This window comes from Streptomyces sp. GL_141, assembly GCF_057834385.1.
In genome coordinates, this window is sequence record NZ_CM174402.1 from 3,678,658 (window position 1) to 3,701,896 (window position 23,239).

The 23,239-nt window shown below is 71.0% G+C and carries 22 protein-coding genes and 1 pseudogene; 9 read left to right on the top strand and 14 right to left on the bottom strand.

From position 1 onward, the window contains the following. Positions 1-31: 31 nt before the first annotated feature. From AC3IX6_RS15945 to AC3IX6_RS15955, 3 genes are read right to left on the bottom strand one after another with little or no spacing between them, the layout of a single operon-like run. Positions 32-1,024 carry an ABC transporter substrate-binding protein gene (locus AC3IX6_RS15945; protein ID WP_489370737.1) on the bottom strand — a complete coding sequence of 331 codons (993 nt, stop codon included), beginning with the start codon at positions 1,022-1,024 and terminating at the stop codon, positions 32-34. A gap of 57 nt (positions 1,025-1,081) precedes the next feature. Then, entirely contained in the window at positions 1,082-1,747 is a 666-nt protein-coding gene (locus tag AC3IX6_RS15950; protein ID WP_489370738.1) for an ABC transporter permease, read from the bottom strand. Continuing rightward, positions 1,747-2,472 (bottom strand): ABC transporter permease, encoded by a 726-nt coding sequence (locus AC3IX6_RS15955; RefSeq protein ID WP_489370739.1) that lies wholly within the window; start codon positions 2,470-2,472, stop codon positions 1,747-1,749. Before AC3IX6_RS15955 ends, AC3IX6_RS15950 begins: the two co-directional genes overlap by 1 nt. 133 nt (positions 2,473-2,605) lie before the next feature. On the opposite strand from AC3IX6_RS15955, the gene AC3IX6_RS15960 reads away from it, so the two are divergent. After that, on the top strand, positions 2,606-3,595 hold the full coding sequence (locus AC3IX6_RS15960; protein ID WP_489370740.1) for an ABC transporter ATP-binding protein: 990 nt from the start codon (positions 2,606-2,608) through the stop codon (positions 3,593-3,595). A gap of 19 nt (positions 3,596-3,614) precedes the next feature. Here the strand turns inward: AC3IX6_RS15960 and AC3IX6_RS15965 are convergent, their stop codons facing one another. Beyond that, complete coding sequence (locus AC3IX6_RS15965) at positions 3,615-4,721, bottom strand: alpha/beta hydrolase (RefSeq protein ID WP_489370741.1); 1,107 nt, start codon at positions 4,719-4,721, stop codon at positions 3,615-3,617. Positions 4,722-4,875: 154 nt separating this feature from the next. Here AC3IX6_RS15965 and AC3IX6_RS15970 point away from each other — a divergent pair, with 154 nt between their 5' ends. The 6 genes from AC3IX6_RS15970 (at position 4,876) to AC3IX6_RS15995 (ending at position 9,812) form a co-directional block, all read left to right on the top strand. Beyond that, complete coding sequence (locus AC3IX6_RS15970; protein WP_489370742.1) at positions 4,876-6,726, top strand: phosphatidylglycerol lysyltransferase domain-containing protein; 1,851 nt, start codon at positions 4,876-4,878, stop codon at positions 6,724-6,726. Between the two features lie 51 nt (positions 6,727-6,777). Next, positions 6,778-7,683: a dihydropteroate synthase gene (folP, locus tag AC3IX6_RS15975; RefSeq protein ID WP_489370743.1), complete on the top strand. Its 906-nt coding sequence runs from the start codon at positions 6,778-6,780 to the stop codon at positions 7,681-7,683. Continuing rightward, positions 7,680-8,123: a nuclear transport factor 2 family protein gene (locus tag AC3IX6_RS15980; protein WP_351383571.1), complete on the top strand. Its 444-nt coding sequence runs from the start codon at positions 7,680-7,682 to the stop codon at positions 8,121-8,123. Before folP ends, AC3IX6_RS15980 begins: the two co-directional genes overlap by 4 nt. 141 nt (positions 8,124-8,264) lie before the next feature. Continuing rightward, a complete protein-coding gene (gene folB, locus AC3IX6_RS15985; protein ID WP_030010912.1) occupies positions 8,265-8,624 on the top strand; it encodes a dihydroneopterin aldolase in 360 nt (119 codons plus the stop codon). Positions 8,625-8,632: 8 nt separating this feature from the next. Beyond that, positions 8,633-9,229, top strand: a complete 597-nt coding sequence (gene folK, locus AC3IX6_RS15990; RefSeq protein ID WP_489371463.1) for a 2-amino-4-hydroxy-6-hydroxymethyldihydropteridine diphosphokinase — start codon at positions 8,633-8,635, stop codon at positions 9,227-9,229. A 94-nt stretch (positions 9,230-9,323) separates the two neighbouring features. After that, on the top strand, positions 9,324-9,812 hold the full coding sequence (locus tag AC3IX6_RS15995) for a DUF3180 domain-containing protein (RefSeq protein WP_489370745.1): 489 nt from the start codon (positions 9,324-9,326) through the stop codon (positions 9,810-9,812). 200 nt (positions 9,813-10,012) lie between these two features. Here the strand turns inward: AC3IX6_RS15995 and folE are convergent, their stop codons facing one another. The 6 genes from folE to dacB form a co-directional block, all read right to left on the bottom strand. Further along, on the bottom strand, positions 10,013-10,621 hold the full coding sequence (folE, locus tag AC3IX6_RS16000; RefSeq protein ID WP_266956204.1) for a GTP cyclohydrolase I FolE: 609 nt from the start codon (positions 10,619-10,621) through the stop codon (positions 10,013-10,015). 94 nt (positions 10,622-10,715) lie between these two features. Then, complete coding sequence (ftsH, locus tag AC3IX6_RS16005; RefSeq protein ID WP_489370746.1) at positions 10,716-12,746, bottom strand: ATP-dependent zinc metalloprotease FtsH; 2,031 nt, start codon at positions 12,744-12,746, stop codon at positions 10,716-10,718. Positions 12,747-12,928: 182 nt separating this feature from the next. Then, positions 12,929-13,489, bottom strand: a complete 561-nt coding sequence (hpt, locus tag AC3IX6_RS16010) for a hypoxanthine phosphoribosyltransferase (protein ID WP_243339812.1) — start codon at positions 13,487-13,489, stop codon at positions 12,929-12,931. Between the two features lie 66 nt (positions 13,490-13,555). Beyond that, positions 13,556-14,680: a tRNA lysidine(34) synthetase TilS gene (gene tilS, locus AC3IX6_RS16015; RefSeq protein ID WP_489370747.1), complete on the bottom strand. Its 1,125-nt coding sequence runs from the start codon at positions 14,678-14,680 to the stop codon at positions 13,556-13,558. 232 nt (positions 14,681-14,912) lie between these two features. Beyond that, the gene (locus AC3IX6_RS16020) at positions 14,913-16,064 is read right to left on the bottom strand and encodes a zinc-dependent metalloprotease (RefSeq protein ID WP_489370748.1); all 1,152 of its coding nucleotides are present in this window, start codon (positions 16,062-16,064) and stop codon (positions 14,913-14,915) included. 218 nt (positions 16,065-16,282) lie between these two features. Next, the gene (gene dacB / locus AC3IX6_RS16025) at positions 16,283-17,737 is read right to left on the bottom strand and encodes a D-alanyl-D-alanine carboxypeptidase/D-alanyl-D-alanine endopeptidase (protein WP_489370749.1); all 1,455 of its coding nucleotides are present in this window, start codon (positions 17,735-17,737) and stop codon (positions 16,283-16,285) included. A gap of 160 nt (positions 17,738-17,897) precedes the next feature. Here dacB and AC3IX6_RS16030 point away from each other — a divergent pair, with 160 nt between their 5' ends. Both AC3IX6_RS16030 and AC3IX6_RS16035 read left to right on the top strand, forming a co-directional pair. Beyond that, entirely contained in the window at positions 17,898-18,392 is a 495-nt protein-coding gene (locus tag AC3IX6_RS16030) for an inorganic diphosphatase (RefSeq protein WP_266960167.1), read from the top strand. A 198-nt stretch (positions 18,393-18,590) separates the two neighbouring features. Next, positions 18,591-20,246 carry a threonine/serine exporter family protein gene (locus AC3IX6_RS16035; RefSeq protein WP_489370751.1) on the top strand — a complete coding sequence of 552 codons (1,656 nt, stop codon included), beginning with the start codon at positions 18,591-18,593 and terminating at the stop codon, positions 20,244-20,246. A gap of 118 nt (positions 20,247-20,364) precedes the next feature. Here AC3IX6_RS16035 and AC3IX6_RS16040 read toward each other — a convergent pair. From AC3IX6_RS16040 to AC3IX6_RS16055, 4 genes and pseudogenes are all read right to left on the bottom strand, one after another. Next, positions 20,365-21,036: pseudogene (locus AC3IX6_RS16040) on the bottom strand (DedA family protein); the annotation flags it as partial. Positions 21,037-21,131: 95 nt separating this feature from the next. Further along, positions 21,132-21,884, bottom strand: coding sequence for a MerR family transcriptional regulator (locus AC3IX6_RS16045; RefSeq protein WP_489370752.1), 753 nt, complete (start codon positions 21,882-21,884; stop codon positions 21,132-21,134). An 82-nt stretch (positions 21,885-21,966) separates the two neighbouring features. Beyond that, a complete protein-coding gene (locus AC3IX6_RS16050) occupies positions 21,967-22,566 on the bottom strand; it encodes a PadR family transcriptional regulator (RefSeq protein WP_489370753.1) in 600 nt (199 codons plus the stop codon). A 28-nt stretch (positions 22,567-22,594) separates the two neighbouring features. Next, positions 22,595-23,098 (bottom strand): DinB family protein, encoded by a 504-nt coding sequence (locus AC3IX6_RS16055; protein WP_489370754.1) that lies wholly within the window; start codon positions 23,096-23,098, stop codon positions 22,595-22,597. Between the last annotated feature and the right edge of the window lie 141 nt (positions 23,099-23,239).

Consider the following 23,239-nt stretch of genomic DNA (forward strand, 5'->3'; position numbering starts at 1 on the left):
TACCGCACGTCCCGCACGAAAGGCGCAACTCCTACTTCTTCAGAAGGCCCTTGGACTCCAGATAGGCCTTCGCGACATCCGCCGGCTTGGCGCGCTCGGCGTCGACCTTGCGGTTCAGCTCGACCAGATCGGCCGTGGTGAGCGCCTTTGTGATCTTGTCGAGGGCGGCCGCGATCTCGGGGGCGCCGGCGTCCTTGGCGTTGACCACCGGGAGCACGTTGTCGGCGTTCTGGAGCTTCTTGTCGTCCTCCAGCAGGACCAGGCCGAAGCTGTCGAGGGTGGCGTCCGTGGTGGTGGTGAGGACGAGCTGGTCCGCGCCGTCCTTGACCGCCTGCTTGGCCTGCGGGGTTCCGACGCCCTTGGGGTCGATACCGGAAACGTCGATTCCGTATGTGGTCTTCAATCCGGGTGCGCAGAAGGGCCGCACCGCGCATTCGTCACCGGCCGCGATCTTCACCTTCAGACCGGACGTGCCCAGATCGGAAAGGGTCTTGAGATTGTTCTTCGTGGCGAATTCCTTGCTCACCGCGAAGGCGTTCTGGTCGACCGCCGAGCCCGCGGGCAGCGCCTTCAGACCCAGCGGGCCCGCCAGCTTCTCCAGGGCCGCCACCGTGGCCGTCACGTCGCTCGACGCGACCGGCTTCTCGGTCGGCGCCTTGGAACCGTTCACCTTGGCGTTGAGGAACTCCGCGAGGGTCGCCGCGTACTCCGGGACGACGTCGATCTCGCCCTTCTCCAGCGAGGGTTCGTACAGCTCGCGGTTGTTGACCGTGGTGATCGAGGTGTCGTAGCCCGCGTCCGCCAGGACCTGCGCGTACAGCTCGGCCAGCACGTTGGACTCGGTGAAGCCGGCGGCTCCGATCACCAGCTTGCCGCCCTTGCCGCCCTCGGACGACCCGGAGGCGGCGGCGGAGGAGCCCCCGTCCTTGGCCTTCTCCAGGCTGTCGCCGCCGCACGCGGCGAGCGATGCGGTCAGGGCGACGGCGCCCAGGGCCGCGCCGAGGGCGCGCGTGGACTTGCTCATCTCAATCTCCTTCGAGGGGTGGGCCAACAAGGGGTGGGCCGACGTGTCGGGGCCCGCTCAGCGGGTGGCCGCGCCCGGCAGCAGCCGGTCGGCCGCCACCAGCGCGCCCTCCACGAGCAGGGCCAGCGCGGCGACCAGCAGGGCGCCCGCGACGACCTGTGGGGTGTTGTACGTGTTGAAGCCGGCGGTGATGATCCGGCCGAGGCCGCCCTGGCCGACCATGGCGGCGATGGTGGCCGTGGCGATGACCTGGACGGCTCCCGAGCGCAGTCCCGTCATCACCAGTCCGCGCGCGAGCGGCAGTTCCACCCGCCAGAACAGCTGGCGGCCGGACATGCCCATGCCCCGGGCGGCCTCGACCACCGAGCGGTCGACCTCGCGCATGCCGACGTAGGCGTTGGTGAGCAGCGGCGGGACGGCGAAGAGCACCAGCGCGGCGATGGTGGGCACGTACCCGGCATTGCGCAGCGGGGAGACCATGAACAGCGCCAGCACCGCGAAGACCGGGACGGCCCGCCCGATGTTGGAGACGTTGACGGCGAGGCCGCCGCCCTTGCCGAGGTGGCCCAGCCACAGTCCGGCCGGGAGGGCGAGGGCGCAGGCCAGGGCCAGGGCGACGCCGCTGACGTACACGTGCTCGCCGAGCCGGTGCCAGACCCCGCTCTCCCCGGACCAGTTGGCCCCGTCGGCCAGCCAGTCCCAGGCCTGTCCCAGCACTCCCATCAGACGGCTCCCGCGCTGACGTCGGCGGCGCGAACGGCGCGCGTCCTACGGGGGGCCCGGGTCGCGCGGGTCCACGGCGTCAGCAGCCGCTGGAGGCCGAGCAGGGCCAGGTCGGCGACGAGCGCGAGGAGCACGCACAGCACCGAGGCGGTGAGCACCTGGGCCTTGAAGGAGCTGTTCACGGCGGGTGCGATGAGGTTGCCGAGGCCGCCCTTGCCCACGATGGAGCCCACGGTGGTCAGCGCGACCGTGGAGACGGTCGCGATCCGTACGCCGGCCAGCAGGGCGGGCAGCGCCAGCGGCAGCTCGACCTGCCACAGCAGCCGGCCCGGGCCGTACCCCATCCCGCGCGCGGCTTCCCGTACGTCCTCGGGCACGGCTTCGAGACCGGCCAGCACGTTGCGCACGAGGATGGTCAGCGAATACAGCACCAGCCCGGTCACCACGAGCGCCGCCGAGAGTCCGAAGACCGGCAGCAGCAGGGAGAACATGGCGAGCGAGGGGACCGTGTAGAGCAGGGTGGTGAGGCCCAGGACGGGTGCCGCCCAGTGCCGGCCGCGGCGGGCCAGCAGGGCGAGCGGGACGGACACGGCGATGCCGATCAGCACCGACACGCCCGTGATCCACACGTGTTCGAGGGTGGCGTCGGTGAGCTCCTGGGAGCGGGACGTGACGTACTCCCAGCAGATCCAGTCGTTCGCCACCAGGCAGCTCTGCCCGGCCATCGCTCCTCACCCCCCGTCACCGATCGTACGTAGGAGCGACCATAACCCCCGGCACGGACAATGGCCGGAATCCTTCGCACGGGGGCAACACGCCCTTCACAAACGGACCCCGGGGGTAGGGAAAGATGGCCGGGTGATCCGATTCGAGCAAGTGACCAAGCGCTACCCCGACGGGACCACGGCCACCCGGGACCTGTCCTTCGAGGTCGCCGAGGGCGAACTGGTCACCCTGGTGGGCCCGTCCGGCTGCGGCAAGACGACCACCATGAAGATGGTCAACCGGCTCATCGATCCGACCTCCGGCCGGATCCTGCTGAACGGCGAGGACATCGCCGCCGCCGACCCGGTCGAACTGCGGCGGCGCATCGGCTACGTCATCCAGCAGGTCGGGCTGTTCCCCCACAAGACGGTGCTGGAGAACACGGCCACCGTGCCCCAGCTCATCGGCACCCCGAAGGCCAAGGCCCGCGCACGGGCCGCGGAACTCCTCGACCTGGTCGGGCTGGACCCGTCCGTCTACGGCGGCCGCTACCCGGAGCAGCTCTCCGGCGGGCAGCGCCAGCGCGTCGGCGTGGCCCGGGCGCTGGCCGCGGACCCGCCGGTGCTGCTGATGGACGAGCCGTTCGGCGCGGTGGACCCGGTGGTCCGCGAGCGGCTGCAGAACGAGTTCCTGGCGCTCCAGCGGACCGTGCGCAAGACGATCCTGCTGGTCACGCACGATCTGGAGGAGGCCGTCCGGCTCGGGGACCGCATCGCGGTCTACGGGTCGGGCACCATCGAGCAGTTCGCCCGCCCGGCGCAGGTGCTGGGCGCCCCGGCGACCGAGTACGTGGCCGGCTTCGTCGGCGCCGACCGCGGGCTGAAGCGGCTCGCGGTCACCCCCGTCGCGGAGGCCGACCTCGCCGACCTCGCCGACCCCGCCGGCCCCGCCTCCGCCGACGGAAAGGCCCCCACCGCCGGAGTGGCGCTGGGGGCCAGTCTGCGCGAGGCGCTCGCGCTGCTGCTCCAGGAGGACTCGGGCCGGATCGGGGTCACGGACCCCGAATCCGGCGCGCTGATCGGCGTACTCACCCCGGAAGGGGTGCACCGGGCGCTGCGCCGGGCCCGGCTGCAGGAGGCCTGAGCCCGCCGCTCGGCGCTGGTTACGCCTGGATCCTGCCGCTCATCCACACCAGCATCGGCGGGATCTCGCGGCGCCAGGTGTTGAAGTTGTGGCCGCCGCTGTCGAGGATGATCGAGGAGACCCGGTCCGGGCCCTTGACCAGCTTGATGAACTTCTTCGTGCCGGCGAGGTTCGGCTCGCCCTTCTCGCTGCTGGTGACCAGGAACGACGTACCGGTCGGCTGCTTCGCCTTGATGGCCTCCAGCACGTTCGCACGCGCCTTCAGCTTGTCGTCCCCGTGGAAGAGGTCACCGGTCGTCGGGTCGTCCGCGGCCTCGTAGTACGCGGACAGCCCCGCGGCGGCGCCGAAGGTCTGCGGGTAGTGCGCGCCGATCTTCAGGGCGCAGTAACCGCCCGTGGAGTTGCCGATGAAGCCCATGTTCTCGGGCTTCTTGCCGACCCGGAAGGTGCTCTGGATGGCCTGCGGGAGGTCCTGGCCGTAGAAGGTCTCGGTCTGCGGGCCACCGGGTATGTCCACGCACTCGGTGTCGCGCGAACCCGGGGTCGGACGGAGCATGACCAGGATCATCGGCTTCATCTTGCCCGTCTTGGCCTGCCGGAAGGCCGTCATCGGGTAGTCCAGCCCCTTGATCAGGTTCTCCGCCATGCCCGGGTAACCCGTCAGGACGATGGAGGCCGGGAAGTTCTTGTCCTTGTGCTGCGGCTGGAAGTACTCCGGCGGCAGCCACACGAAGCCGGTCGTCGTTATCTTCGACTTCTGGCCCGTTATCGACACCTTCAGGATCTGCCCGCCGACGGGCGGCTTGGCTCCGCCGGGCACGTCGAGGTGCTGCTTGTCGACCACCTTGATGTCGTCGCTGCTCATCGAGTGGTCGACGACCTTGCCGATCGACGTCTCCTGGCCGAAGAGGTCGGCCCAGGAGCCGTAGAAGAGGAAGGACTTGTTCGCGGCGAGACCGATCGCCGCGAACAGCGCCACCTGCGTCGCCAGGAGGAGGCCGATCCGGCCGAGGACCGAGCGCCAGGAGCGGCCCGAGAGCTTCGGCCAGAACCACACCGTGGCCGCGAACAGCAGCACACCGGCAAGGATGGCCAGCGCCAGAACCGTATTACTGGTGAGACCCATGAGCAGTCAGTCGACTTTCTATGGCAGGACTAGTTTTTTTATCGGCGGAAGAGTGAACCCGCTCCCCCTCGATGTCGTCCTAGTGGACGCACCACCCAGCGAAGGGCCCCAGCGGCCTTCGGCCACATGATCTCTCGCGGAGCAACGGGAAGCGATGTCTAGCAGGATAGATGGCGATAAGTCGGGACAGGTTCCGAAGCCTGTCAGCCGAATCCTCCGAGGACCCCGACCGGAGTCCGTCCCCGGAGTCGTGGGCACCGCCGTCACGGTCGTCGGCCTGCTGGACATCGCCGCGGGAGTCTTCCCGCGCTTCCGGCACAGCCGCATCCACGCGGTCACCGAGGTGCTGCCCGGCTCCTTCGGCCCCTTCGCCGCCGCCCTGGCCCTCAGCGCCGGCGTCCTGCTCCTGCTGCTCGCCCACGGGCTCAAGCGCCGCAAGCGCCGCGCCTGGCGGGCCGCGGTGGTGCTGCTGCCGGCCGGCGCCGTCGCGCAGTTCACGTACCGCCACTCGGTCCTCGGCGTGGTCATCGCGGCGGTGCTCCTGGCACTCCTGCTGCGCCATCAGGGTGAATTCAAGGCGCTGCCCGACCCGCGCAGCCGCTGGAAGGCGCTCGCCAACTTCGTCCTGATGAGCGCGGGCTCCATCGGCCTCGGACTGGTCATCGTCAACTCGCACCCCGGCCGCGTTGTAGGCAATCCGGGTGTTTATGAACAGATCAGCCACGTCGTCTACGGGCTCTTCGGCTTCGAGGGCCCCGTCGACTACGCCGGCCGGGTGTCCTGGACCGTCGGCTACTCGCTGGGCGCCCTCGGCATGCTGACCGCCGTCACCACCATCTACCTGGCCTTCCGCCCCGAGCACCCGGCCGCCCGGCTCACCGCCGACGACGAGGTCAAGCTCCGCGAGCTGCTCGCCAAGCACGGCGGCCGCGACTCGCTGGGCCACTTCGCGCTCCGCCGCGACAAGGCCGTCGTCTTCTCCCCCAGCGGCAAGGCCGCCGTCACCTACCGCGTCGTCTCCGGCGTGATGCTCGCCTCCGGCGACCCGGTCGGCGACGTCGAGGCCTGGCCCGGCGCCATCGAACGGTTCATGGAGGAGGCCAAGACCCACTCCTGGACCCCCGCCGTCATGGGCTGCAGCGAGACCGGCGGCGAGGTCTGGACCCGCGAGACCGGCCTCGACGCCCTGGAGCTCGGGGACGAGGCGATCGTCGACGTCAAAGACTTCTCCCTCTCCGGCCGGGCGATGCGCAACGTCCGGCAGATGGTGAAGCGCATCGAGCGCAACGGCTACACCACCAAGGTCCGCCGGGTCAGCGAGCTGACCGAAGCCGAGCTGGAACGGGTGCGCGGCGCCGCCGAGGCCTGGCGCGGCACCGACACCGAACGCGGCTTCTCCATGGCGCTGGGCCGCGTCGGCGACCCGGGCGACGGCGACTGCTACATCGCCACGGCACACCGCGTAGAGGAGGGCGACACCTCCCCCTTCGGCGACCTCAAGGCCGTCCTGCACTTCGTCCCCTGGGGCAAGGACGGCATGTCGCTGGAGCTGATGCGCCGCGACCGCGCCGCCGACCCCGGCATGAACGAGCTGCTGATCGTCGCCTCCCTGGAGGCCGCCCCGGCGCTCGGCATCGAGAAGGTCTCCCTGAACTTCGCGATGTTCCGCTCGGCCCTGGCCCGCGGCGAGAAGATCGGCGCCGGCCCGGTCCTGCGGATGTGGCGCAGCCTGCTCGTGTTCCTCTCGCGCTGGTTCCAGATCGAGTCGCTGTACAAGTTCAACGCGAAGTTCCGCCCCCGCTGGGAGCCCCGCTTCGTGGTCTTCCGCACCACCCGGGACCTGCCCCGCATCGGCTTCGCCGCGATGCAGGCAGAGGGCTTCGTCACGCTCGCCCTGCCCCGGCTGTTCGCCGGCCGCCGGCGTCCCAAGCCGGTCCGCACCTGCGCCCACCACCATGTGCAGAGCGTCCCCGCCCAGGCGGAGCGCGAGGTCCGGGCCGCCTGAGCCATGGTCGTCCCGGGCGGGGCCCAACACGCGGGCCCTACCCTGGGAACCATGAACACGAACAGCGGTCCCGCCCCCCGGGGCCTGGTGACAGGCCTCCCCGACTGGGACCGCTGCGCGGTCATGGGCGTCGTCAACGTCACCCCCGACTCCTTCTCCGACGGGGGCCGCTGGTTCGACACCACCGCGGCCGTCAAGCGCGGGCTCGACCTCGTCGCCCAGGGCGCCGACCTCGTGGACGTCGGCGGCGAGTCCACCCGCCCCGGCGCCTCCCGCGTCGACGAGGAGGAGGAGCTGCGCCGGGTCGTCCCCGTCGTCCGCGGCCTCGCCTCCGAAGGCGTCGTCGTCTCCGTCGACACCATGCGCGCCTCCGTCGCCGCCCGGGCCGTCGCCGCCGGCGCCACCCTGGTCAACGACGTCAGCGGCGGCCTCGCCGACCCCGGCATGATCCCGGCCGTCGCCGCCGCCGAGGTGCCCTTCGTCGTCATGCACTGGCGCGGCTTCAGCGACGGCATGAACAGCCTCGCCGTCTACGAGGACGTCCTCGCCGAGGTCACCGCGGAACTGCGCACCCGCATCGACGCCGTCGTCACCGGCGGCATCGCCCCGGAACGGATCCTGGTCGACCCGGGCCTCGGCTTCGCCAAGAACGCCGAGCACGACCTCGCCCTGGTCGCCCACCTCCCCGAGCTGCGCGCGCTGGGCTTCCCGCTGCTCGTGGCCGCCTCGCGGAAGCGTTTCCTCGGCCGGGTGCTGGCCGGCGCCGACGGCGCCTCCCCGCCGCCCGCCCGCGAACGCGACGCCGCCACCGCCGCCGTCACCGCCATCGCCGCCGCCCGGGGCGCCTGGGCCGTACGGGTCCACGAGGTACGGGCGAGCGCCGACGCGGTTCGGGTGGCCCGCGCCGTGGAAGGGGCACTGGGTACGACCCGTAGCAACGAGGAAGGGGCACGGTGAGCCGTACCGACATCGAATCCGTCGAAGAGGTCAACACGGCCTTCTACGAGGCCATGGAGCGGGGGGACTTCGACGCACTGTCGGCGCTCTGGCTCGAAGACGAGATCTCCTGCGTGCACCCGGGCTGGCCGGTGCTGTCCGGACGCGGCGAAGTGCTGCGCTCCTACGCGCTGATCATGTCGCACACCGAGTACATCCAGTTCTTCCTGACCGACACCAAGGTCACCGTCATAGGCGACACCGCCCTGGTGACCTGCACCGAGAACATCCTCAGCGGCGGACCCGCCGAGGACGGCGGGGAACTGGGCCCGCTCGTCGGCCAGCTCGTCGTCGCGACGAATGTGTTCCGACGCACACCGGAGGGCTGGCGCCTCTGGTCGCACCACGGTTCTCCCGTCCTGACGGACTCCGACGAGGACGACGAGGAGGAGTCCTCCTAGCCCCTCGGTCAGGGTGCTGTCGGGGTCCGAGGTATTTCGCAGGTAAATTCGAAGATGGACGACGCCGACCGCACTCGGTTCCGGCCATGGATCCGGGGAGTCCCGGACCGGAAGCACCTACGAAAAGCAGGAGTGATTCGCGTGGATCGTGTCGCGCTGCGCGGCCTCAAGGCTCGCGGGCACCATGGCGTCTTCCCCCGGGAACGCGAAGAAGGCCAGACCTTCATCGTCGACCTGGTGCTCCACCTCGACACCCGCCCCGCGGCGGCGGGCGACGACCTGGCTAAGACGGTGCACTACGGGGTAGTCGCGGAAGAAGTCGTCGACGTGGTCCAGGGCGAGCCCGTGGACCTGATCGAGACCCTCGCCGAACGGATCGCCCAGCAGTGCCTCAAGCACGAGGCGGTCGCCCAGGTGGAGGTCGTCGTCCACAAGCCGGACGCGCCGATCACCGTCCCCTTCGACGACGTGACCATCACGATCACCCGGAGCCGCGCGTGAACAACGGAATGAACGCCCAGAGCGACCCCACCGTCCAGCCGGTACCCGCCTCCGTGGTCGAAGCCGTCGATGCGGCGGACGTGACCCTGTCCAACCCCAAGTGGGCCGTCGTCGCGCTCGGCGCGAACCTGGGCAACCGCCTGGAGACCCTCCAGGGCGCCATCGACGCCCTCGGCGACACCCCGGGCCTGCGGGTCAAGGCCGTCTCCCCCGTCTACGAGACGGAGCCGTGGGGCGTGGACGCGGGCTCGCAGCCCTCGTACCTGAACGCCGTCATCTCGGTGAAGACCACCCTGCCCCCCAGCTCCCTGCTGGAGCGCGGCCACGCCATCGAGGAAGCCTTCGACCGCGTCCGCGAGGAGCGCTGGGGGCCCCGCACGATCGACGTCGACATCATCGCCTACGCCGACGTGGTCTCCGCCGACCCCGTGCTCACCCTCCCGCACCCGCGCGCCCACCAGCGCGCCTTCGTGCTGGCCCCGTGGAACGACATCGACCCCGAGGCGCAGATCCCGGGCCACGGCCCCGTCGCCGCGCTCCTGGCGACTGTCGGCCTCTCCGGGCTCACCCGGCGCGAGGACCTGGAACTGCGCCTCCCCGAGTGAGCCGCGCCCGCGGGGCCGGGCCGTCGCACCCTTAGGATCACCGGATACGCACGCACGGACAGCGGGCGCTGCGGGAATGGCGGGAGAGGCGCACGTGAAGCAACTGAGGCCGGCGGTCCTGGCGGGCATTTTCGCGATCGCCGCGGTGCTGTCCTGGGCCGGAGCCCGGCTGTGGAACGCGTACGGCACGCTCCCCGGCGTCCCGGTGGCCGCGCCCATCGTGCTCGGTGCCATCGCCGTGGTCCTGCTGGCGACGGCCCTGTCGCTGCGCTCCCGCCTGAAGGCCCAGCGCGACCGGGTACCCGGAGCCAAGGGCGTGGAGCCCCTGATGGCGGCCCGCGCGGTCGTCTTCGGCCAGGCCAGCGCCCTGGTGGCGGCCCTGGTCGCGGGCGCCTACGGCGGCGTGGGCGTCTTCCTCCTGACCACCGCCATGGACGTCCCCGCCCGCCGCGACCAGACCTGGTACGCCGGCTTCTCGGTCCTGGCGGGCGCGGCGGTCGTGGCGGCGGCCCTCTTCCTGGAACACGTCCTGAAGCTCCCGGACGACGAGAACCCCACCCCCGAGGCCCCGGCCCGGGCCTGACCGGTCACCCGGGCGCCCGGACCAGGTGGCCGCTCACCAGGAAGCCGGGGTGGGGGGCGAGGTCCCACGCCCCAGGTTCTCGCCTGGGCCTGCCCGTCCACCCCGTTCACCATCTGCTTGCTCGGCAGCCCGCCCGTACCGCCCCCGATCAAGTGAAATCACCTGATCGACGACGTCATCGGGCGGGTCCGACAATCCGGCTAGCGGGCGATGATCAGGCTCATCGCCTCGTTGCGGGTCGCGGGGTCACGGAGCTGGCCGCGCACGGCCGAGGTGATGGTCTTCGCGCCGGGCTTGCGGACCCCGCGCATCGTCATGCACATGTGCTCGCACTCGACGACGACGATGACCCCGCGCGGCTCCAGGATCTCCATCAGGGAGTCCGCGATCTGCGTGGTCAGGCGCTCCTGGACCTGCGGGCGGCGGGCGAAGACGTCCACCAGCCGGGCCAGCTTCGACAGGCCGGTGATCTTGCCGTCAACGGACGGAATGTACCCAACATGGGCAACTCCGACGAATGGCACCAAATGATGCTCACACGAGCTCATGACCTCGATGTCCTTCACCAAGACCATCTCGTCGTGGCCAAGGTCGAACGTCGTGGTCAGCACCTCTTCGGGCTTCTGCCACAGACCCCCGAATATCTCCCGGTACGCCCGCGCCACCCGCGCCGGCGTCTCCAGGAGACCCTCGCGGTCCGGGTCCTCGCCGACCGCGATCAGGAGCTCTCGGACGGCCGCCTCGGCGCGCTTCTCGTCGAACTCGCCGATCGTGCCCTCGCCACCGGTCAGGGTCACTGGGTCGGTCATCTCTTCCTCGTTCCTGTCTGCGCATCGCGGGCATGTGAAAGTGCCGCGCCCCCCAGGCTAGAACCTGGGGGGCGCGGCATCCATTCCGGGAGGGTCAGGCCTCCGGCTGCGCCTCCGGGGAGGGCTCCGGGGTCTTCTCCACCGACACGGCGGCCGAGGCCGCCGACGTGCCGTTCGCCGCGTTCGTCAGCTGGAGCTCCTTGGGAGAGAGCACCGGCGGACGGGTGGACGGCGTGCGGTGCGAGGAGCCGGTCCACGCCGGGCGGGCCGGGCGCTTCACGATCGTCGAGAAGACCTCGGCGATCTGCTCCTTGTTGAGCGTCTCCTTCTCGAGGAGCGCGAGGACCAGGTTGTCGAGGACGTCGCGGTTCTCGACCAGGATCTCCCAGGCCTCGTTGTGCGCGGTCTCGATGAGCTTCTTGACCTCTTCGTCGACCAGCGCGGCAACCTCCTCCGAGTAGTCCCTCGGGTGCGACATCTCGCGGCCCAGGAACGGCTCGGTGTTGTCGCCGCCGAACTTGATCGCGCCGAGACGCTCGGTCATGCCGTACTGGGTGACCATCGCGCGGGCCGTTGCCGTGGCCTTCTCGATGTCGTTCGCGGCGCCCGTGGTCGGGTCGTGGAAGACCAGTTCCTCGGCCGCGCGCCCGCCCAGCATGTACGCGAGCTGGTCGAGCATCTCGTTGCGCGTGGTCGAGTACTTGTCCTCGTCGGGCAGGACCATGGTGTAACCCAGGGCCCGGCCGCGGGACAGGATCGTGATCTTGTGGACCGGGTCGGAGTTCGGGGAAGCCGCCGCGACCAGGGCGTGTCCGCCCTCGTGGTACGCGGTGATCTTCTTTTCCCGGTCCGACATGATCCGGGTCCGCTTCTGCGGGCCCGCCACGACGCGGTCGATCGCCTCGTCCAGCGCGTGGTTGTCGATCAGCTTCTGGTCCGAGCGGGCCGTGAGCAGCGCGGCCTCGTTCAGGACGTTGGCGAGATCGGCACCCGTGAAGCCGGGGGTGCGGCGGGCGACGGCGCCCAGGTCGACGTCCGGGGCGACCGGCTTGCCCTTCTGGTGGACCTTGAGGATCTCCAGACGGCCCTGCATGTCCGGACGGTCGACCGCGATCTGGCGGTCGAAGCGGCCGGGGCGCAGGAGGGCCGGGTCGAGGATGTCGGGACGGTTCGTGGCGGCGATCAGGATGACCCCGCCCTTCACGTCGAAGCCGTCCATCTCGACGAGCAGCTGGTTGAGGGTCTGCTCGCGCTCGTCGTGACCGCCGCCGAGGCCCGCACCGCGGTGCCGGCCGACGGCGTCGATCTCGTCGACGAAGACGATCGCCGGGGCGTTGGCCTTGGCCTGTTCGAACAGGTCGCGGACACGCGAGGCACCGACACCGACGAACATCTCGACGAAGTCGGATCCGGAGATCGAGTAGAAGGGGACACCGGCCTCGCCCGCGACGGCACGCGCGAGCAGGGTCTTTCCGGTGCCGGGCGGGCCGTAGAGCAGCACGCCCTTGGGGATCTTGGCGCCGACGGCCTGGAACTTCGCCGGCTCCTGGAGGAACTCCTTGATCTCGTGGAGTTCTTCGACGGCCTCGTCGGAGCCCGCGACATCGGCGAACGTCGTCTTCGGGGTGTCCTTGGTGATGAGCTTGGCCTTGGACTTCCCGAACTGCATGACCCGGGAACCACCGCCCTGCATCTGGTTCATCAGGAACAGGAAGACGACGACGATGAGGACGAACGGCAGCAGCGAGAGCAGCACGCTCAGGAACGGGCTGGTCTTGTCCGGCGTGACGGAGTATCCGTCAGGGATCTGACCGGCTTCGTACTTGGTCTGGAGGTTCTGGGCGAGCTGTACGCCCTGGTCCCCGATGTAGTTGGCCTGGAACTTGGTGCCGTCGTTGTCGCCGAGCTTCTGGTCCTTCTTCAGCTCGATCTTGATCATCTGGCTGTCACCGGTGGTGAGCTTGGCGCTGTCCACCTGGCCACTGTTGATCGCCTTGATGACCTCGCTGGTCTCCACCGACTTGTAGCCGCCGCCGGAGCCGACGACGTTCATCAACACGACCACGGCGAGGACGGCCAGCACGATCCACATAACCGGCCCACGGAAGTATCGCTTCACGTCCATCCATACGGGGCGCTAGGCACCCCGTCCCTCCTGCCCGTAGGTAAATGCTGCTGTGAGTAAAGACTGTTCTTCGGAATGTACCCCTGCATTGTCACCCGCGGCCTCATGGGACGGCTGACAGACCCGCCTTTCCATGCTCCAACGGCGGGAAACGCTCCAGGGTTCCCCTGTCGGGCGCTCGATCAGCCGCCGTAGACGTGGGGAGCGAGGGTGCCGACGAACGGCAGGTTGCGGTACTTCTCGGCGTAGTCGAGGCCGTAGCCGACGACGAACTCGTTCGGGATGTCGAAGCCGACCCACTTCACGTCGATCGCGACCTTGGCGGCGTCGGGCTTGCGCAGCAGCGTGACGACCTCCAGGGAGGCCGGCTGGCGGGAGCCGAGGTTCGACAGCAGCCACGACAGGGTCAGGCCCGAGTCGATGATGTCCTCGACGATCAGGACGTGCTTGTCCTTGATGTCGGTGTCCAGGTCCTTGAGGATCCGCACCACGCCCGAGGACTGGGTCCCGGCGCCGTACGAGGACACCGCCATCCAGTCCATGGTGAGCGGGGTGGACAAGGCGCGCGCCAGGTCCGCCATCACCATCACCGCGCCCTTGAGGACGCCGACGATGAGCAGGTCCTTGCCCGCGTACTCCGCGTCGATCTTCGCGGCCAGCTCGGCCAGCTTCGCGTCGATCTCTTCCTTGGTGATGAGCACCGACTGGAGGTCGTTGCCCATGTCCTTCTCGTCCACCCGCATCACTTTCGTTGTCGGCTGGGGCTCCGGGGGGTGACCCCGGAGGTCTCAGCCGTGTTTCAGCACCAATCAGCCCTGCCGGATGACCAGTCTGCCACCCTGCCGCTGGGCCTCCACCCGGCCGGGCAGGTTGATGGCTCCCTGACCGCGCCATCCGGTGATGAGCCGGTCGACTTCCTCGATGTGGCGGGCGAAGAGGGAGCCGGCGGGGGAACCGGCGGCGACGACCGCCCGGCGCAGTACGCGGCGGCGGACCGCGGGGGGCAGCGCGTACAGCTTGGCGCACTCCAGGCGGCCGTCTTCGTCGCGTACGCCGCTCTCGGCCTCGGCGGCCCAGGCGTCCAGGGCGTCGGCGTCGTCGCGGGAGAGCTGGGCGGTGCGGGCGAGCGCCTCCACGACCCCCTTGCCGAGCGCCTTCTCCAGGGCGGGCAGTCCCTCGTGGCGCAGCCGGGAGCGGGTGTAGGCGGGGTCGATGTTGTGCGGGTCGTCCCAGACGGCGAGGGACTGGACCATGCAGGCCTTGCGGGCGGTCTGCCGGTCGACCTGGAGGAAGGGCCGGCGGTAGCGGTGGCCGCGGGCCCGGGAGCCGGGGTCTCCGGGGCCTCCGGAGACTTCCGCCATGCCGGAGAGCGAGCGGGTGCCGGAGCCGCGGGCGAGGCCCAGCAGGACGGTTTCGGCTTGGTCGTCGCGGGTGTGGCCGAGCAGCACGGCGACGGCGCCCAGCCGGTCGGCGGCCTCGTCCAGGGCCGCGTAGCGGGCGTCGCGGGCGGCGGCTTCGGGGCCTCCCTCGCGGCCGACGCGCACGGCGACGGACAGGGCGGGGTCCAGGCGCAGCGCGGTCATGCGGGAGACGACCTCGGCGGCGCGCTGGGCGGAGCCGTCCTGGAGGCCGTGGTCGACGGTGATGCCGCCGGCCCTGATGCCGAGTTTGGGGGCCTCGAAGGCGAGGGCGGAGGCGAGCGCCATGGAGTCCGCGCCGCCGGAGCAGGCGACGAGGACGAGCGGAGCGGTGTCGGGGAGGGGGTCGTGGGGGGCGGCACCGGCCGAGGATCCGACGGTGCGGCCGGGGCGGCCGACCCGGGGTGCGGGGGCGGGAGCGGGCCGGCTGTGGTGATCGGTGAGGTCGGTGAGGACGTCGTGGAGTGCGCGGCGGACCGCCAGGCGTATCGCCGCGACCGCAGGATGGGGACCCATGTCCGGTGCCCTTCGGTGGAGTTCGGATGCCTCGGAGGCGCTGGGGAGGCGTTGGGGGTGGTGTGCCGGTGTGCTGCCCGGCTCCCCCCGCGGGCGGGGGGCTGTCACTCAGAGTGCGTCGATGGTGACAGAACCGAGCCGTTCCCCGAGCATCGCACGCCCTTCCACGCCCCACGGTCCCTCGGACGGGTGACGCTGCTTCCCCCAGAGGGACATCTTCACGCCTCCTGTGTCACACCTCTTCGCTCGCCTCGCTCTGCTCGCTCCCCTTGCGGTGGACGCGGGCCACCCAGTCCGCGGGCCGGGCGATCTCGGACTTGGTCGGCAGTGTGTTCGGGGAGGTCCAGACCCGGTTGAAGCCGTCCATGCCGACCTGGCCGACGACGGCGCGCACGAAACGTTCCCCGTCGCGGTACTGGCGCAGCTTGGCGTCGAGGCCGAGGAGTTTGCGCAGGGCGGCGTCGAGCCGGCCGGCGCCGCTGGCCCTGCGCTGCTGGAACTTCTCGCGGATCTCGGCGACCGAGGGCACGACCTCGGGGCCGACCCCGTCCATGACGAAGTCGGCGTGGCCCTCCAGGAGGGACATGACGGCGGTGAGCCGGGCCAGTACCTCGCGCTGCTCGGGGGTCTGGACGAGCTCGACGAGGGAGCGGCCCTCGTCTCCGCGTTCCGCGTCGGGGCGGGCTCCGGCGAAGGACTGGGCGGCCTCGCGCAGGCGCTCCAGCACGGTCATGGGGTCCACTTCGGTGGCTCCGAGGAACGTCTGGATTTCGCCCTCCAGGTGTTCGCGGAGCCACGGGACGGCCGTGAACTGGGTACGGTGCGTCTCCTCGTGCAGGCAGACCCAGAGCCGGAAGTCGTGCGGGTCCACCTCCAGCTCCCGCTCGACGTGGACGATGTTCGGTGCGACGAGCAGCAGCCGGCCGCCCGTGGCGGAGCCCGGGAGGTCGAGGCCCGCGGGCGCGAAGGTCTCGTACTGGCCGAGCACGCGGGAGGCCAGGAAGCTGAGCAGCATGCCGAGCTCGACGCCGGTGACCTTGCCGCCGACCGCGCCGAGGACGGCGCCGCCGGGGGTGCCGGCGCGGCGGTCCTGCATCTTGCCGAGGAGGGGGGACAGGAGCTCGCGGAAGCCCGCCACGTTGGCCTTGACCCAGCCGGCCCGGTCCACGACGAGGACGGGCGTGTCGGCGGGGGTCATGCCTTCGGGCATCATCCGCGTGAACTCGCGCACGTGCCGTTCGGAGGTCTTGGCGTGCCTGCGCAGTTCCGCCACGACGGCCCGCGCCTCGTCCCGGCTCACCTCCGGGCCGGGCCGCACGAGCCTGGTCGCGGTCGCCACCGCGAGGTTCCAGTCGACCATCTCCGCACCACCGAAGCTCGTCATGCGTCAACCGTACGTGGACCTGCGCGCGGGCGGGATCCCCAGGGACTGTCGTGACACTCCCGTCGTCGCCCGAAGGGCGGCCTCGCGGCGTCTGGTGCGTGCTCTCGGCGTGCCGGGCGGAAGCCCGCGTACTGGACGTACTTGGCTTTCGCCCGGTGCGGCGAGAGCGCGTGCCAGACGTCGCGAGGCAGACGGGAGTGTCACGACAGGCCCTAGCCCTAGGAAGCGTTGGCCACGGCCGCGGCGAGCTTGTCGAGGCCCTTCTCGGCGGGGCCGGGGTCCGGGGTGTTCGCGGTCAGGAACGCGAAGGCGAGCAGTCGGCCGGTGGGGTCGACGACGGTGCCGGCGAGGGAGTTCACGCCGCTCAGGGTGCCCGTCTTGGCCCGCAGCAGGCCGGCCGCCGGGGAGCCGCCGGAGTTGCGGCTGCGCAGGGTGCCGGTGAATCCGGCGACGGGCAGGCCGGTGAGGACGGGCCGCAGTTCGGGCCGCTGCGGATCGGCGGCCTTGGCGAGGAGGGCGGTGAGCAGCCCGGCGCTGACCTTGTCGGCGCGGTTGAGGCCGCTGCCGTCGGCGAAGCGGGAGCCGGCGGTGTCGACGCCGAGGGCGGCGAGCCGGGCGCCGGTGGCCTGGGCGACGCCGTCGAAGCTCGCGGGTGCTCCGGAGGCGAGGGCGGTCTGGCGGGCGAGGGCTTCGGCGATGTCGTTGTCGCTGTGGGTCAGCATCCGCTCGACGAGCCCGGCGAGCGGCGGCGAGAAGGTGGTGGCGAGCGGGACGGCCCCGGTGGCGGCCTTGGCCCGGGCGGGCGCGCCGGTGACCTTGACCCCGCGTTCCCCCAGCAGGGCGGCGAAGGCGCGGGCGGTGTCGCGGGAGGGGTCGAGGCTGCGCTTGACGGGGCCTGAGAAGGATTCGTCGGGGCGGCCTTCGTCGGCGGTCAGGGCCGTGACGGGCGCGAGGTTGGGGTTCTCGCCGATCGGGTGGACGGCGGGGCCGGTGTAGAGCGAGTCGTCGTAGCCGAGGGCCACGGAGTCGGTGCCGGCGGCCTTGAGGGTCTGGGCTGTGTCCGCGGCGAGGGCGACGAGGCTGCCGCCGGAGCCGGCGGGGGCCTTCTTCTTGGCGGTGAGCGAGGGGTCGCCGCCGCCGACCAGGATGATCTGGCCGGGGCCGGCGCCGGGGGTCACGGTGGTGCGGATCCGGTGGTCGGGACCGAGGGCCGCGAGGGAGGCCGCCGCGGTGGCGATCTTGACGGTGGAGGCGGGGGTCATGGCGTCCCGGGCCCCGGCTTCGAAGAGGACCTTCCCGGTGGCGGTGTCGATCACGGAGGCGCCGCGGGCGGTTCCGAGGGCGGGGTCGGCGAGCAGCGGCCGCAGGGCGGCGGCGAGGGACCCGGAGTCCGCGGCTCCGGCCTGGTCGCCGGAGCCGGAGCCGGAGCCGGAGCCGGCGGGGCGGACGCCGGCGAGCACGCCGGGGGCGCTGGGGGCTGCCTGCGGGAGCGCCGCGTCGGCGCCGGCACCGTGATCTGCGCCACCCGTACGGCCCCAGGAGGCGGCCTTGTCCCGCTCGGCCTTACGCTGGCCGGAGTCCCAGGGACCCGCGGCGGCCACCGTCGCGGCCGACAGGGCGAGGCCGGCAACGGCCGACACCGCGATGAGCTGCCAGGTCTTGACCAATGGCACCTCGGACCAGCCCCTTTCGCGATCACACATATGCGTGAGGGACACTTAACCATTGCGTCTTGCCGCGAGCATGGCACCCCACCCGGCAGGGCTGGGTCGGCCGCGCACGCAGGTGAATGCGCATCCCGAAGCAATGAAGCTGATCATGGAGGAGCAGGACGTGGAGTTCGACGTCACCATCGAGATCCCCAAGGGTTCGCGGAACAAGTACGAGGTGGACCACGAGACCGGCCGGATCCGCCTGGACCGTCGCCTCTTCACCTCGACCAGCTACCCGGCCGACTACGGCTTCGTCGAGAACACCCTCGGCGAGGACGGCGACCCGCTGGACGCGCTGGTCATCCTTGACGAGCCGACCTTCCCGGGCTGCCTGATCAAGTGCCGCGCGATCGGCATGTTCAACATGACGGACGAGGCGGGCGGCGACGCCAAGCTGCTGTGCGTGCCGGCGTCCGACCCGCGTGTGGAGCACCTGCGCGACATCCACCACGTGTCCGAGTTCGACCGCCTGGAGATCCAGCACTTCTTCGAGGTCTACAAGGACCTGGAGCCGGGCAAGTCGGTCGAGGGCGCGAACTGGGTCGGCCGCACCGAGGCCGAGGCCGAGATCGAGGCCTCGTACAAGCGCCTCGAGGCCCAGGGCGGCCAGCACTGAGCTCCGCTCGGTGACGGAGCGGGCCTGATGCCGCTCCAGCCCCTGTGACACCGCGGGCGGTACCCCTTGAACGGGGTGCCGCCCGTCGTCGTGTCCGGGGGCGGGTCCAGCGGTTCCGCGGGGGCTGCCGCTTTCGCCGTGGATCAATGCGTTCCGCATACTGATACGGGCCGGGCCGGGCCAGGGACTGGAGGACGCGTGGCGGAGGGCGAGGGATCCGGGTCAGAGGACCGGAAGCCGAAGTCGGACGAGGCGCGCAGCGCGTTCGCCGTGCCGCACGGGGTGGGGGTGGAGCCCGAGGTGGTCGAGGAGGACCAGCCGACTTCGGAGTTCGCCGTCCCCGACGGCCTCGCCTCGGTGCCCGTGGAACCGGAAGGGTCCGCGTTCGCCACGCCGCACACCTACAGCGCCGCGCACTCCCCGCCGGCCTACACCGGCCCTCCGGGCTTCCCCGTCACCCGGTTGAAGGAGTCCCCCTGGCAGGACCGCATGCGCACGGTGCTGCGCATGCCGGTCGACGTCCGGCCGGTGCCGGAGCCCTCGCAGCGGCTGGCCGCGGAGACCGGGCCCGCCGTGGGGCGCGTGCTCGACCTGACGCTGCGCATCGGCGAGCTGCTGCTCTCGGGCGGCGAGGGCGCCGAGGACGTGGAGGCCGCGATGTTCGCCGTGGCCCGCAGCTACGGCCTGGACCGCTGCGAGCCGACCGTCACCTTCACCCTGCTGTCGATCACCCACCAGCCCTCGCTGGTGGACGACCCCGTGTCGGCGAACCGCACCGTCCGCCGCCGCGGCACGGACTACACCCGGCTCTCGGCCGTGTTCGGCCTCGTCAACGACATCACCGCGCACGAGGTCGACATCTCGCTGGAGGACGCCTACCGCCGGCTCGCCGAGATCCGCCGCAACCGGCACCCGTACCCCGGCTGGGTGCTCACCGGCGCCGCCGGCCTGCTCGCCGGCGCGGCCTCCACGCTGGTCGGCGGTGGCGTGCTGGTGTTCTTCGCAGCCGCACTCGGGGCGGTGCTCGGCGACCGGCTGGCCTGGCTGTGTGCCGGGCGCGGGCTGCCGGAGTTCTACCAGTTCGTGGTCGCGGCGATGCCCCCGGCCGCGATGGGCGTGGCCCTGAAGATGACCGACATCGACCTGCGCTCCTCGGCCGTGATCACCGGCGGGCTGTTCGCCCTGCTGCCGGGGCGGGCCCTGGTCGCGGCCGTGCAGGACGGTCTGACCGGCTACTACATCACGGCCTCCGCCCGGCTGCTGGAGGTCATGTACCTCTTCATCGGCATCATCATGGGCGTGCTGGTGGTGCTCTCAGTCGGCGTCCAGTTCGGCTCCAATCCGCAGCCGGAGGACGTCCTCCAGATCGAGCAGCGGCCGCTGCTGCAGATCGTCGCCTCGATGGTTCTGGTGTTCACGTTCGCGATCCTGCTCCAGCAGGAACGTTCCACCGTGTGGTTCGTGACGCTGAACGGCGGGATCGCCTGGGTGATCTACGGGGCCCTGCACTACGCCGCCAAGATGCCGGCGGTGCCGTCCACCGCGATCGCCGCCGGGCTGGTCGGCCTCTTCGGGCAGCTCCTCGCCCGGCACCGGTTCTCCTCGGCCCTCCCCTTCGTCACGGCCGCCATCGGCCCGCTGCTGCCCGGCTCGGCCACGTACTACGGGCTCCTGCTGATCGCCGAGAACCGGCTGAACGAGGGGCTGGCCTCACTGACCAACGCCGCGGCCATCGCGCTGGCCATCGCGATCGGCGTCAACCTCGGCTCCGAGACCTCCCGCCTGTTCATGCGCATCCCCGGCGCGGCCAGTGCGGCCAAGCGCAGCGCGGCGAAGCGCACCCGCGGGTTCTAGGGGTGTCGTGCCGTGGAACGCCGATGCCCCGCCGACCGGGAATCCCGGTCGGCGGGGCATCGTACGAGGCTTCGAGCGGGCCCTAGCGCTTCGCGTGGCGGCCGCTGCGCTGCTGGCCCGGGGCCTGCGGGTCCTCACCGGCGGCGGACTCCGTGCCGCCGGCCTCCGCCGCCGCCTTCTTCTGCTTGCGGGACTTCAGCACCTCGAAGATCACCGGGATGACCGAGATCAGGACGATGCCGATGAAGATCGGCTCGACGTTGTTCTTGATGACCTCGAACTGGCCGAGCTGGTAGCCCAGGATCGTGACGCCCGCGCCCCACAGGACGCCGCCGATGATGTTGAACGTCAGGAAGGTGCGGTACTTCATCGCGGTGGCGCCCGCGACCATCGGCGCGAAGGTGCGGATGATCGGCACGAAGCGCGCGAGCACGATGGCCTTGGGGCCGTGCTTCTCCATGAACTCGTGCGCCGCGTCGAGGTTCTCGCGCTTGAAGAGCTTGGAGTTCGGCTTGTTGAAGAGCTTCGGGCCGAAGACCTTGCCGATCATGTATCCGACCTGGTCACCGAGGATCGCGGCGATCACGATCAGGGTGCACACCAGCCACAGCGGCTGGCTGACGGCGCCGCTCGCGACGAACAGGCCCATCGTGAAGAGCAAGGAGTCGCCGGGCAGGAAGGCGAAGAGCCCCGATTCGGCGAACACGATGATCAGGGTGCCGACCAGGCCGAATTGCCCGATCAGGTACTCCGGGGAGATCCACTCAGGACCGAGCGCAAGCGTGTTCACGGGTTCCGGGCTCTCCTGGATCAGGTGGTCGGGCGGGGTGGTGTCCGTCCAATTATGAACGCACACCACCCCCGCCTGGTTCCAGGGAGCGGCGGCTAGACCTTGCGGACGGCGTTGGCCAGGATCGCGTCGCGCACGAACACCGCCAGTCCGGGCCGGACGGCCTCGTAGTACGCCGTGAACCGCTCGTCCGCCACGTACATCTCACCGAGGCCGGTGTGGATCTCGTACGTGCAGAAGTAGTGGCTTCCGTTGATCCAGCCGCGGTGCTCCTCGGCCAGGTCCATGGCCTCCTCGGACTCCGCGGGCGTCCCGGCGTCCAGCAGGGCCGCGAACCGCCGGTTGATGTCCTCGGCCAGGGACTGGATCCGCAGCCAGTCCTCCTTGGTGTACGAGGCGGTCCGGCGGGCGGACTCCCGGTACGTGTCGCCCCAGCGGCGCTCGGCCTCCTCGGCGTGCTCCTCGGGATCGAAATCCCCGAAGACCTCGAACTTCTCCTCGGGGGTGAGGTTGATGCCCATCTTCTTCGCCTCCATGGCGTGCTCGACGGCCGCGGCCATCCGCTGGAGCCGGGCGATCCGGTCGGACAGGAGGGCGTGCTGCCGGCGCAGGTGCTCCTCCGGGTCCGATTCCGGGTCGTCCAGCAGGACCGCGACCTCGTCGAGCGGAAAGCCGAGCTCCCGGTAGAACAGGATCCGCTGCAGCCGGTCGAGATCGGCGTCGTCGTACCGCCGGTGTCCCGCCCCGCTGCGGCCGCTCGGGGAGAGCAGCCCGATCTCGTCGTAGTGGTGCAGCGTGCGCACCGTCACTCCGGCGAGTCCGGCGACCTGGCCCACGGAGTAGCCCATCGCTTTCCGCTCCTCTTCTCGGGTACGCGTCCCAGCCTGGTCCCTCACGCCGCGTGAGGTGCAAGCCCACGGGCTCCGCGGTTCAAGAGGACGGGGCGAGGACCCCGGCGAAGGCGTCGCCCGGGTCGTCGGCGAAGGAGTACGCGCCGCCCTCGATCCGGGCGACCAGGCCCCGGGTCCAGTCCGCCTCGGCGTCCGCCGAGTGGATCCAGCGGTGCATGATCTCGCCGATGTGGCCCAGCGGCTCGGGGCCCTCCGCGGGGACGTAGTGATCCGTGACGGTGGAGCGCCAGGCGGCCAGCCGGCCCAGCCGCTCGCGGAGCAGGGCCAGGGCCTCGGCGCGGGGCAGGTCGACCATGAAGCCGAGGGCCGAGGCCAGGACGTCGGCCTTCTGGTCGGCGGAGGACAGCGCCTCGCGGAGCAGCTTGAAGTACTCCGCGCGGCCCGCCTCCGTCAGCTCGTACTCGGTCCGCGGCGGGCCGCCCGCCGCGGACGGGGCCACCTCGTGGGCCAGCAGGACGCCCTGCCTCGCCATCTGCTTGAGCGCGTGGTAGATCGACCCGGGCTTGGTGTTCGACCACTCGTGGGCGCCCCAGAACTCCAGATCGGCCCGGACCTGGTAGCCGTGGGCCCGCCCGTGCCGGCGTACGGCGCCGAGGACGAGGAGGCGGATCGCTGACATGGGGCCAGGCTACTGACCCGGCCACGGCCTAGCCCATGGCGCGGGTGCCGTCGATGGTTTCGCGGATGATGTCCGCGTGGCCCGCGTGCCGGGCGAACTCCTCCACCAGGTGCAGGAGCATCCAGCGCATCGAGACCTTGGCGTCCTCGGGGAACCACGGGGCCGGGGGCAGCGGGAAGCTGTCGTCGAGGCTGGGTACGGCGGCGATGAAGGCCTCCGTCTCCTGCTTGATCCCGTCCCAGTAGGCCAGCACCGAAGGCATGGACTCGTCCCCGACCAGCCGGAAGCCGTCGGCCCAGTCGCCGCCCGGGTACTCGGTCACGCCCTGTGCCATCCGCAGCCAGCCGAGCTCGCAGTTGGCCGCGTGCTTGAGCAGTCCGGACACGGAGAGCTCGCTGACGCTGGGCCGGCTCGCCGCCTGCTCCTCGGTCAGCCCCTGCGCCGCCTCGCGCAGCGCCGTGCGCTGGGCCTCGACGAAGGCGAGGAGCGTGCCGCGCTCGTCACCGGGGACCTCCATGGAAATCTGAGCCATGACCTGACCGCCTTCTGTTCCGTGTCGTCCCGCGGGTGTCCCGCGCGGGTGTCCTGCGGGTCTCCCCTGCTGACAAGAACCACACTACGAAGGCTTGCGGTCAGATCCTGTCCGCAATCAGGACAATCCCCGGAATCACTG

Excerpts from the sequence above, each read along its gene's own strand:
- AC3IX6_RS15965 (WP_489370741.1), bottom strand. The coding sequence starts at position 4,721 with ATGGGTCTCACCAGTAATACGGTTCTGGCGCTGGCCATCCTTGCCGGT.
- AC3IX6_RS16045 (WP_489370752.1), bottom strand. The coding sequence starts at position 21,884 with ATGGGCTACTCCGTGGGCCAGGTCGCCGGACTCGCCGGAGTGACGGTG.
- AC3IX6_RS16055 (WP_489370754.1), bottom strand. The coding sequence starts at position 23,098 with ATGGCTCAGATTTCCATGGAGGTCCCCGGTGACGAGCGCGGCACGCTC.
- hpt (WP_243339812.1), bottom strand. The coding sequence starts at position 13,489 with ATGCGGGTGGACGAGAAGGACATGGGCAACGACCTCCAGTCGGTGCTC.
- AC3IX6_RS16050 (WP_489370753.1), bottom strand. The coding sequence starts at position 22,566 with ATGTCAGCGATCCGCCTCCTCGTCCTCGGCGCCGTACGCCGGCACGGG.
- folE (WP_266956204.1), bottom strand. The coding sequence starts at position 10,621 with ATGACCGACCCAGTGACCCTGACCGGTGGCGAGGGCACGATCGGCGAG.
- folP (WP_489370743.1), top strand. The coding sequence starts at position 6,778 with ATGAACACGAACAGCGGTCCCGCCCCCCGGGGCCTGGTGACAGGCCTC.
- AC3IX6_RS15955 (WP_489370739.1), bottom strand. The coding sequence starts at position 2,472 with ATGGCCGGGCAGAGCTGCCTGGTGGCGAACGACTGGATCTGCTGGGAG.
- tilS (WP_489370747.1), bottom strand. The coding sequence starts at position 14,680 with ATGGGTCCCCATCCTGCGGTCGCGGCGATACGCCTGGCGGTCCGCCGC.
- ftsH (WP_489370746.1), bottom strand. The coding sequence starts at position 12,746 with ATGGACGTGAAGCGATACTTCCGTGGGCCGGTTATGTGGATCGTGCTG.
- AC3IX6_RS15970 (WP_489370742.1), top strand. The coding sequence starts at position 4,876 with ATGTCTAGCAGGATAGATGGCGATAAGTCGGGACAGGTTCCGAAGCCT.
- AC3IX6_RS15950 (WP_489370738.1), bottom strand. The coding sequence starts at position 1,747 with ATGGGAGTGCTGGGACAGGCCTGGGACTGGCTGGCCGACGGGGCCAAC.
- folK (WP_489371463.1), top strand. The coding sequence starts at position 8,633 with ATGAACGCCCAGAGCGACCCCACCGTCCAGCCGGTACCCGCCTCCGTG.
- AC3IX6_RS16020 (WP_489370748.1), bottom strand. The coding sequence starts at position 16,064 with ATGACGAGCTTCGGTGGTGCGGAGATGGTCGACTGGAACCTCGCGGTG.
- AC3IX6_RS15945 (WP_489370737.1), bottom strand. The coding sequence starts at position 1,024 with ATGAGCAAGTCCACGCGCGCCCTCGGCGCGGCCCTGGGCGCCGTCGCC.